This window comes from Microbacterium sp. Leaf351, assembly GCF_001423825.1.
GTDB classification, from domain to species: domain Bacteria; phylum Actinomycetota; class Actinomycetes; order Actinomycetales; family Microbacteriaceae; genus Microbacterium; species Microbacterium ginsengisoli.
This window is the reverse complement of the sequence record NZ_LMPK01000033.1, coordinates 126,979-135,197: the sequence shown is the minus strand read 5'-3', so window position 1 is coordinate 135,197 and position 8,219 is coordinate 126,979. Positions and strand designations below refer to the sequence as shown.

Annotated in this window: 8 protein-coding genes and 1 pseudogene; 2 read left to right on the top strand and 7 right to left on the bottom strand. The window is 71.0% G+C overall.

Annotation, left to right across the window (positions count from 1 at the left end; translation table 11 throughout):
- Both ASG00_RS08990 and lepA read right to left on the bottom strand, forming a co-directional pair.
- Positions 1-456: DUF1990 family protein (locus tag ASG00_RS08990; RefSeq protein WP_056208762.1), on the bottom strand; the 456-nt coding region annotated here is incomplete at its 3' end.
- A 13-nt stretch (positions 457-469) separates the two neighbouring features.
- Positions 470-2,320, bottom strand: coding sequence for a translation elongation factor 4 (gene lepA, locus ASG00_RS08985; protein WP_056208758.1), 1,851 nt, complete (start codon positions 2,318-2,320; stop codon positions 470-472).
- A gap of 72 nt (positions 2,321-2,392) precedes the next feature.
- On the opposite strand from lepA, the gene ASG00_RS08980 reads away from it, so the two are divergent.
- Together ASG00_RS08980 and rpsT are read left to right on the top strand one after the other, a co-directional pair.
- Positions 2,393-3,139, top strand: coding sequence for an alpha/beta fold hydrolase (locus ASG00_RS08980; RefSeq protein ID WP_056208755.1), 747 nt, complete (start codon positions 2,393-2,395; stop codon positions 3,137-3,139).
- A 146-nt stretch (positions 3,140-3,285) separates the two neighbouring features.
- On the top strand, positions 3,286-3,546 hold the full coding sequence (rpsT, locus tag ASG00_RS08975) for a 30S ribosomal protein S20 (RefSeq protein ID WP_045246847.1): 261 nt from the start codon (positions 3,286-3,288) through the stop codon (positions 3,544-3,546).
- 213 nt (positions 3,547-3,759) lie between these two features.
- On the opposite strand, the gene holA is transcribed toward rpsT, so the two are convergent.
- The 5 genes and pseudogenes from holA to ASG00_RS17880 all read right to left on the bottom strand — a co-directional run.
- Complete coding sequence (gene holA / locus ASG00_RS08970; protein WP_056208750.1) at positions 3,760-4,785, bottom strand: DNA polymerase III subunit delta; 1,026 nt, start codon at positions 4,783-4,785, stop codon at positions 3,760-3,762.
- Between the two features lie 9 nt (positions 4,786-4,794).
- The gene (locus tag ASG00_RS08965) at positions 4,795-7,116 is read right to left on the bottom strand and encodes a ComEC/Rec2 family competence protein (protein ID WP_056208746.1); all 2,322 of its coding nucleotides are present in this window, start codon (positions 7,114-7,116) and stop codon (positions 4,795-4,797) included.
- Position 7,117: 1 nt separating this feature from the next.
- Positions 7,118-7,303: a ComEA family DNA-binding protein gene (locus ASG00_RS18765; protein WP_327037311.1), complete on the bottom strand. Its 186-nt coding sequence runs from the start codon at positions 7,301-7,303 to the stop codon at positions 7,118-7,120.
- A 121-nt stretch (positions 7,304-7,424) separates the two neighbouring features.
- A pseudogene (locus tag ASG00_RS18760) lies at positions 7,425-7,490 on the bottom strand (competence protein ComEA); the annotation flags it as partial.
- Positions 7,491-7,804: 314 nt separating this feature from the next.
- Positions 7,805-8,219: class I tRNA ligase family protein (locus ASG00_RS17880; RefSeq protein WP_235559466.1), on the bottom strand; the 415-nt coding region annotated here is incomplete at its 5' end.

Here is an 8,219-nt window from a genome sequence, read left to right as displayed (position 1 = left end):
CTCGCCGAGGGTGCCGAGCACGAATCCGACGCGGCGCGGCTCCTCCGTGACGAAGATGACCCGGAGGTGCCCGTCGGCGTTCATGCCGTCGACACGGCCGTGCAGTCGCACGCTCGCTCCCGCGGCCACCCACGGTGTGCCGTCGGCGTCGAAGCGCTGATCGGCCTCGAGACGGCTGGGCGCGATGGGCTGACGGTTCTCGTCGAAGCTCACCCCGGCGTAGGTGGGGCCGGCGGCGGGGGTGACGTCCTTCACGGTGAGGCCCGCATCACGCAGCGCCTGCCAGCTCAGCAGCGCGTCGCCCGCCGCGCGGAATCGCTCTTCGCCGCTGCCGATGCGCCAGGACGACTCTGCCGGGAGGCTCCGCTCCGGCGGGTACTGCATGAGGTCGACCGCCTGTGTGGCTCCGACCGCCGCGTAGTCGACGACGCCGTCCCGGGTCGTTCCCTTGCGCATGTGGTGCACCCGCCTACTTCTTCTCGTTGCCGTCCACGTCTCCCGACAGGGCGGCGATGAACGCCTCCTGCGGCACCTCGACGCGACCCACCATCTTCATGCGCTTCTTGCCCTCTTTCTGCTTCTCGAGGAGCTTGCGCTTTCGGGTGATGTCACCGCCGTAGCACTTCGCGAGGACATCCTTGCGCATCGCCCTGATGTTCTCCCGGGCGATGATGCGGGCGCCGATCGCGGCTTGGATCGGCACCTCGAACTGCTGGCGCGGGATGAGCTTGCGCAGCCGCTCGGTCATCATCGTGCCGTACGAGTACGCCTTCTCACGGTGCACGATCGAGCTGAACGCGTCGACCTTGTCGCCCTGCAGCAGGATGTCGACCTTGACGAGGTCGGCGGTCTGGGATCCCGCGGGTTCGTAGTCGAGGCTCGCGTAACCCTGGGTCTTCGACTTCAGCTGGTCGAAGAAGTCGAAGACGATCTCGCCGAGCGGCATGTTGTAGCGCAGCTCAACGCGGTCCTCGCTGAGGTACTCCATGCCGAGCAGGGTGCCGCGGCGCGTCTGGCAGAGCTCCATCACGGTGCCCACGTAGTCCTTCGGCAGCAGGATGCCGACCTTCACGACCGGCTCGGAGACCGACGCGACACGACCGTCCGGGTACTCGCTCGGGTTCGTGACCACGACGGTCTCCCCGGTGTCGGTCGTGACCTCGTAAGTGACCGACGGTGCGGTCGTGATGAGGTCGAGGCCGAACTCGCGGGCCAGGCGCTCGGTGATGATCTCGAGGTGCAGCAGACCGAGGAACCCGCAGCGGAACCCGAACCCGAGAGCGACCGAGGTCTCGGGCTCGTACTGCAGCGAGGCGTCGGAGAGCTTGAGCTTGTCGAGGGCCTCGCGCAGATCGGCGTAATCACTGCCGTCGATCGGGTAGATGCCGCTGAAGACCATCGGCTTCGGGTCCGTGTATCCGGAGAGTGCCTCGGTCGCGGGCTTGCGGAGGTTCGTGATGGTGTCGCCGACCTTCGACTGGCGCACATCCTTCACGCCCGTGATCAGGTAGCCGACCTCGCCCACGCCGAGCCCCTTGGTGGGCGTCGGCTCGGGGTTCGAGACGCCGATCTCCAGCAGTTCGTGCGTCGCCTTGGTCGACATCATCTGGATGCGCTCCCGCGGCTCCAGCTTCCCGTCGACCATGCGCACATAGGTGACGACGCCGCGGTAGGCGTCGTACACGGAGTCGAAGATCATCGCGCGGGCCGGGGCATCCGCGTTCCCCTTCGGCGACGGGATGCGCTCGACGATGCGGTCGAGCAGCTCCTCGACGCCGAGGCCGGTCTTCCCGCTCACCCGCAGCACATCGTCGGGCGACCCGCCGATGAGGTTCGCGAGCTCGCCGGCGAACTTCTCGGGGTCGGCGGCGGGCAGGTCGATCTTGTTCAGCACCGGGATGATCTCGAGATCGTTCTCGAGCGCCAGGTAGAGATTCGCGAGCGTCTGCGCCTCGATGCCCTGCGCGGCGTCGACCAGCAGGATCGCGCCTTCGCAGGCGGCGAGCGACCGGGACACCTCGTAGGTGAAGTCGACGTGCCCGGGTGTGTCGATCATGTTCAGCGCGAACGTGCCGTCCGCGGTCTGCCAGGGCATGCGAACCGCCTGGCTCTTGATCGTGATGCCGCGCTCGCGCTCGATGTCCATGCGGTCGAGGTATTGCGCGCGCATGTCACGGTCGGAGACGACACCCGTGATCTGCAGCATGCGGTCGGCCAGGGTCGACTTGCCGTGGTCGATGTGGGCGATGATGCAGAAGTTGCGGATGCTCGCCGGCGGGGTGGCGCTGGGCTGGAGCGGAGAGAGGGCACGCGGAGACATGTCCCGACGATTCTAGGGTGCCGCCTCGGATGCACCGCCCTCACGCCCAGCCACCGGTTCTACAGTGGGCACATGGTGACGACCGTGGTGATGGTGCACGGCATCCGCACGTCCGCGACCATGTGGCGCGCACAGGTGGCCCATCTCGAGCAGCGCGGGGTGTCGGCGGTGGCTCTCGACCTGCCGGGACACGGCACCCGACGCGGTGAGCCGTTCACGCTCGACGAGGCCTTCCGCACCATCGACGACGCGGTGCGGTCGGCTGCGGACACCGGTCCCGTGCTCCTGGTCGGGCACTCGCTCGGCGGACTCCTCACGACCCAGTACGCAGGCGCCGTGGTCGCTCCCCCGATTGCGGCGTACATCGGTGCCTCGTGCACGGCGCTGCCGCGCGGCATCCCTCTCGTCGCCTATCGCGCCGCGGTCGGCTCCTTCAACAGCCTTCCTGGTCACGGCGAATGGCTGGGAGAGCGTGTGCTCGATCGCACCCTCCCGTCGGAGACGCGGTGGGACTTCGGGGCGGGCGGGTACGCGTTCGAGTCGCAGGACACGGCGCTGCGCGCCCTCGGAGCCCTCGACCTCATGGCGGCGGTGTCGCGCATCCGGGTGCCGACGTGGTTCGTGAACGGCCAGTGGGATCAGCTGCGGGTGAGCGAGAAGCTCTTCCAGACGCTCCTCCCCGACGCCGAGCTGATCGTCGTTCCCCACACCACGCACCTCGTGACGGCGATGGCACCGCGCGTGTTCAACGCGGTGCTGGATCTCGCGCTGGCCACGATCGACAGCACTGCCGTCGACGAGACGGATGCCGCAGCCTGACGTTTCGTGCGGAGCCCGCTCGTTTGGTAGACTCGGCTTTTGGCTTGCGTGTGGGGAATCCCAGACCCCCGCGATTCGCCGCACAGCGCCCCTCTCTCGCTGCACGGCACCACCACGACAACACCGAAACGAAAGTCTGACCACACGTGGCAAACATCAAGTCGCAGATCAAGCGCAACAAGACCAACGAGAAGGCGCACGAGCGCAATAAGGCCGTCAAGAGCGAGCTGAAGACCGCGGTGCGTCGCACCCGTGAGGCCATCGTCGCCGGCGACAAGGCCGCCGCCGAGAAGGCTCTGGGCACCGCGACCAAGAAGCTCGACAAGGCCGTGAGCAAGGGCGTCATCCACCAGAACCAGGCCGCGAACCGCAAGTCGGCGATCGCGAAGCAGGTTTCCGCTCTCTGAGCGACCATCGTGAAGGCCCGCACCGCTTCGGCGGGGCGGGCCTTCACGTTTTGTGCGCGGGGTCGCGCGTTTTGTGCGCGGGATCGCGTGCACAGCGTGGGCGGGGCGGGCCTTCACGTTTTGTGCGCGGGATCGCGTGGTGTGCGCGGGGTCGCGTGCACACCGTGGGGGCGGCATGCGCGCCTGACGCGCGAGCGTGACGAACCGCGGCGTTCAGTCGCCGTAGGGCCGCCGCGTCGCCACGATCGTGAGAAGACGCTCGACGGCGAACGTCGCATCGCGGCTGGCGCCCTTGACCTCGGCGTCTGCGCGGGCGGCGGCCTGAATCGCTCCCCCGAGCGCCTCTGACGACCAGCCGTTGAGATCGCGACGCGCGCGGTCGACCTGCCAGTCCTTCATGCCGAGTCGCGCGACCAGGGCGGGCGCTGATTCCCTCGAGCCCACCACGCGAGCCATGGTGCGCAGCTTGGAGGCGAGCGCGGCGACGAGGGGCACGGGGTCGGCGCCCGAGGCGAGCGCCTGACGCAGCGCGAGCAGCGCCTCACCGTGCCGCCCGGCGATCGCTGTGTCGGCGACGGTGAACGCGGATGTCTCGACCCGCCCGCCGTAGTAGCGCTCGACGATGCGGTCGTCGATCGTGCCGTCGACGTCGGCGAGAAGCTGCTGGCAGGCGGCGCCGAGTTCGGTGAGGTCGTCGGCGAACGCGGCGACGAGAGCGCGCAGCGCCGTGGGCTCGATGCGGCGGTTCGCGGCACGGAACTCGCCCGCCGCGAAGTCGACGCGGTCTGCGTCGCGGGTGATGGCGGGACAGGCGATCTCGACGCCTCCGCCCTCGCCCGCCCTGATGGCGTCGAGCAGCTTCTTGCCGCGCACGCTCGCGCCGGAGTGACGCAGCACCACGGTGGCGCCCTCCTGGGGGGCGGCGAGGTACGCGAGCGCGTCGGCCAGGAACGCATCGCTGCACTTCTCGACCGAGGTGACGCGGATGAGGCGCGGTTCGCCGAACAGCGAGGGCGCGGCGTAGGCGGGCAGTGACCCCGCCGTGTAGTCCGCCGCGTCGATGTCGCTGACTTCGAGCGCCTCGTCTTCGGCTCGCAGATAGCTGCGGATGCCGCTGGTCGCCCGTTGTGCGCAGACCTCTTCGGGGCCTGAGACGAGCACGATCGGCGCGGGCTGCGGGGTGCGCCAGGAGAGCTGCGGGATGGCGCTCGCGCGTGCGGGTCTACGGGGAGCGGCCATGCCGAAAGCCTACCGAGGGCCGTCGACGTCGCGGGTTCCGGCGTGCCAGACGACGAGGCGCCCGTCGACCTCGCTGACGGCGGCCATGCCGTCGGTGTCGGTGCGGACGACCGTCGTTCCGGCGGCGGCGAGCAGTGCGAGTGCGGTGTCGCGCGGGTGGCCGTAGCTGTTGCCGGCCCCGACCGAAACGAGCCCGATGACGGCACCGATGCGACGGTAGAGACCGGGGTCCTGGTCGCCGGAACCGTGGTGTGACACCTTCACCACCTGCAGCCCCGACGACATTCCACCGGAACGCAGGAGCGCCCGCTGCGCCGTCGCGCCGAGGTCGCCGAGGAAGATCGCGGGCGGGACCGCACCCCCGCCCATCTCGACGACCACGCTCCCGTCGTTGCCTTCGGCGAACTCCCCCGCCGTCGCCGTGGGCCACAGCACGCGCCAGCGCGCATCGCCGAGCATTCCGCTCATCCCCGCGTGGGCGACGACGGTGCGGGCGGCGCCGAGCGCGCGGACGATGTCCGTCTCGCGACGTTCGGTCGTCGGACCGTGCATCACGGTGTCGACACGTCCGTTCAATGCGTGTGCGGCACCCACGTGATCGCGGTCGAAGTGGGTGAGCACGAGCAGGTCGATGCTGTCGATCCCGGCACGGTCGAGGCATCCGCTCAACAGCTCGGGATCGTCTCCGGTGTCGATCAGCGCCACCTCGCTCGCGGAGCGCACCAATACCGCGTCGCCCTGGCCGATGTCGCACATGGTGATGCTCCAGTCGGGTGGCATCGCGCCTCGCGAGACCACGGGGAGCAGCACCGTCGCGGCGATCGTGGCGCCCGCCGTCACCGAGACGATGAGAACGGATGCCGCGCGCGTGACGGTGCGCAGTCGCCGGCGTGGGAGCGGCGCGAGCAGTCCGAGCGTGGCGGCGCCCACGAGGGCGAGCGCGACGATGCCGAGGGGGCCGCCCGGCCACGGCGCGGTCGCAAACGGCAATGCGGCGAAGAGGCGGGCGGTCTCGGCGATCCATGCGGCCGGTAGCCACGCGACGGCGACCAGTCCCTGCTGCAGCACCGGGAGGGGCGCCGCGAGCGTCGCGGCGAGCCCGACGATCGTCGCGACGGGCGCTGCCGGGGCGGCGATGAGGTTGGCGACGACGCCGTAGATCGGCACCGTCGGGGTGAGCACGACGATGAGCGGCGCACAGACGAGCTGGGCGGACAGCGGCACCGCGATGCCGAGTGCCAGCGCGCGGGGCATCACGCGGCCGAGCCCGGCGGCGAGGGGCCGCGCCAGCACGAGCAGCGCCGCCGTCGCCGCGGCGGACAGAGCGAAGCCGATCGAAGTCGCGAGCCACGGGTCGAGCACGAGCAGCACGGTGAGCGCGAGCGACCAGACGCCGATGCCGGTGGCGGTGCGTCCTGTCAGCACGGCGATCATGGCGATCGCCGCCATCGCCCCGGCGCGCACGACGCTGGGTTCGGGCGTCGTGAGCGTGATGAACCCGACAAGCAGGGTGAGGCCGACAGCGACGCGCATGCGTCTGCGCGCGCCGAGCGCGGCGGCTGCGGCGAAGCCGAGCGCGACGACGATCGCGCAGTTCGCCCCGCTCACGGCGGTGAGGTGCGTGAGGGAGGCGGTCTTCATCTGCGCATCGAGCGTGTCGTCGACGAGTGCGGTGTCGCCGATCGCGAGCCCGGGGATGAGTCCCGCGGCCGGGCCGGGCAGGCCGACGGTGGCGTGGGCGAGCGCGCGGCGCAGCGCGGCCACGCCCGCCAGCACGCCGTCGGCCGGCCGCTCGATTGTGGGCGGCGCGTCCGCGGTGAGCACGGCGACGGCGCGATCGCCGGCGTCGGCCCCGAACGCCGGTGCCTCGACGCGCACGACCGCGCCCACTTCGGTGCCTGCGCCGACACCGCCTCGCGCGAGCACGACGACGGGAACGTCGCGTCCGGGGCGTGGAGCCGTGCGGGTCTCGACGGACACCACCTGCGCGTCGAACGCAGACCCCTGCGCGCGCGGTTCGACCTTGCCGACGACACGCACCGACACCGACTCGGCACGGGAATCGATCAGGGCGTCACGAACCTGCTCGCGCGCGGGTGTCGAGAACACGACAGTGGATGCCGCGGCCCCCGCACCGCACGCTGCGAGCACCGCGACGACCAGCGCCGCGCGCGTCCGACCGCCCGCGCGGCGGGCACAGCACAGCGTGACGATGGCTCCGAGAGCAACCGCTGCACCAATCGCCGCAACGATCGACGCGCCTCCGAACAGCGCGATGCCCGCGGCCGCCCAGGTGAGACCGGCGACCGGAACGAGGCGATAGGCACCCACCTCACACCGTGACCTTGTCGCGCAGCTCGTCGAGCGTCTTCTCGCCGATCCCCGACACGCTCAGCAGGTCATCGACGCTGCCGAATCGGCCGTGCTCCGCGCGCCACGCGAGGATGCGCGCCGCGGTGGCCGGCCCGACACCTGGAAGGGTGTCGAGCGCCGCGGCATCCGCCGTGTTCAGGTTCACGAGCCCGTCGCCGGCCGCCGGCGCTGTGCCCCCCCTGCGGTGATGTGCCGACGACCGGCACGACGAGTTGCTCGCCGTCTGACACGGTGCGCGCGAGGTTCACCGCCGCCCGGTCGGCATCGGCGGTGAACCCGCCCGCTGCCGCGATCGCGTCGGCGAGGCGCGCGCCGCTCGCGAGCCGATACATTCCGGGCGTCGCCACGGCCCCCGCGACATGCACGTAGACCTGTCCGAACGGCGCGGCAGAGGGCGAGGTGGATGCCGCGGCATCCATCACGTCTGTCGACCCGCCGGATCGCACCATGCCGATGACGACGGTCACCCCGAGGGCGAGGAGCACGACGACCACGGCCGCCCCGACGCCCACCCGCACACCCGGGCGCACAGTGGGGAGGTCATCGGAGCCGCGCACACCCCGACGCTAGGCGCGCCGGTCTCGCGGCCCGGGCGCCACCGCGGTGCCGGGTGGACGACCGGTGCCCCGGCGTCGCTGTGGAGGGCTCAGCGCGTGCTGAGGCTGACGACCTTCGGGGCGCGCACGATCGCGCGCACGATCTGCTTGTCGCCGAGGGCGCGCACGACCCGCTCGTCGGCGCGGGCGAGCTTCTCGAGCTCCTCCGCGCCGATGCGCGCCGGCACCTCGAGGGTGGCCCGCACCTTGCCGTCGATCTGCACGACAGCCGTCACGGCGTCCTCGATGAGCAGCGTCGGGTCGGCCTGGCGCCATCCTGCGAGCCCCACGAAGGGCTCGTAGCCGAGCTGCTCCCATATCTCCTCCGCAGTGTGCGGGGCGAACAGGTCGAGCACGAGCGCCACCGCCTCGATCGCCTCGCGCACGGCGGCGTCGCCCGCTCCGGCTCCCCCGTCGATCGTCTTGCGGATGGCGTTGACGAGCTCCATGAGGCGCGCGACCACG

Excerpts from the sequence above, each read along its gene's own strand:
- ASG00_RS08980 (WP_056208755.1), top strand. The coding sequence starts at position 2,393 with ATGGTGACGACCGTGGTGATGGTGCACGGCATCCGCACGTCCGCGACC.
- holA (WP_056208750.1), bottom strand. The coding sequence starts at position 4,785 with ATGGCCGCTCCCCGTAGACCCGCACGCGCGAGCGCCATCCCGCAGCTC.
- lepA (WP_056208758.1), bottom strand. The coding sequence starts at position 2,320 with ATGTCTCCGCGTGCCCTCTCTCCGCTCCAGCCCAGCGCCACCCCGCCG.